At 44.5% G+C, this 1,188-nt stretch carries 2 protein-coding genes; one reads left to right on the top strand and one right to left on the bottom strand.

Features of this window, described 5'->3' with window-relative positions; all coding sequences use genetic code 11:
• Positions 1-238, bottom strand: a 238-nt coding sequence (locus tag ACS8FC_RS14510; protein ID WP_439297281.1) for a DnaJ domain-containing protein, incomplete at its 3' end; no start/stop codon positions are given.
• 415 nt (positions 239-653) lie between these two features.
• On the opposite strand from ACS8FC_RS14510, the gene ACS8FC_RS14515 reads away from it, so the two are divergent.
• Positions 654-1,188: DUF2939 domain-containing protein (locus ACS8FC_RS14515; protein ID WP_439297282.1), on the top strand; the 535-nt coding region annotated here is incomplete at its 3' end.

A 1,188-nucleotide genomic window follows, 5' to 3' on the forward strand; every position in this document is an offset into this window, starting at 1 on the left:
CACCCATGCCATTTTCAAAGGCAGCATGACCCATGCGGTCATACGCTGAGCGCTTTTCTTCATCGCTCAGTACTTCGTAAGCCATTGAGGCTTCTTTGAATTTGTCTTCAGAATCAGGGTCATCAGAGTTGCGATCTGGATGATATTTCATGGCAAGCTTGCGGTAGGCTCGCTTAATCTCCTTGCTGTCAGCGGTCTTGCTGACACCTAATACTTCATAAAAATCGCGTTTACTCATGGTTTCTCCTATCGTCTTCGTAGCACCACCAGCTCGTTAGTTCATTAGCTTTGATCAGCTTTGATTATTAACGGTCTTCATCTCATACACAATCACACGGCAATGTTTCATGTGAAACATGGCAAACCATAATGTCACAGGATGATAATATGTGCATGTAACGAACAAATACGGTGGGGGCTACTTAGCCAAATCAATTATAAAAAGTTTGCGCTATTTATGGAGATGGTCTGCTGATTTATCAAGCGCTTAAGTCATGAAATTCGTAGTTAAGGCAGTTAGGCTGCGATATACACGATTTATTAAGATTACTACAAAGCTTTTCATACCTGAATAATGACGAGTCGTGCTAGTATTTATCGCCATATCTACGGTCATTTATACCCATGACGTTTGCGACAAGGTACCAAGTCTTATGAAAAAGCTGATTGTTTTATTAATCGTGATTGCCGTAGCAATCTATGCAGGCTCCCCTTACTACAGTGCTTATCAGCTCAAAAATGCTTATGATGCCAAAGACGGTGCCGCTATCGCAGCGACCATTGATTACGAGCAAGTGCGTCCAAGCATCCAAACTCAGCTAACTGATAAATTTGCGACGACCATGACTAAGTATCCATTAATCGCTGAGCTCGGCGGTGAGCCATTGACTGAGGCCGCCAATGGCTTTATCACGCAAGCGGTTGATGGCGCGATTACCCCGCAAAATATCGAAAAAGTCATTAACACTCAGGGTCAAGCCAATACAGCAACCAAAGAGCTGGCCGCCGCATGGGCAATCGCTAGCGATCAAGTTGACTTGCGAAATCTTATTCAAAGCTTGATCATTCAACGTGGCGACGTCGATGCTGTGGTCAAGAGTCAAATCCAGCAAGTCATGAAAAAACAAGCGGCGGAGCTTGAGCAGCAAGCGGCACAAGGCAACGATAGCGACAAGCCAACATTGAGCT

The organism is Psychrobacter sp. 1Y4 (genome assembly GCF_051847555.1).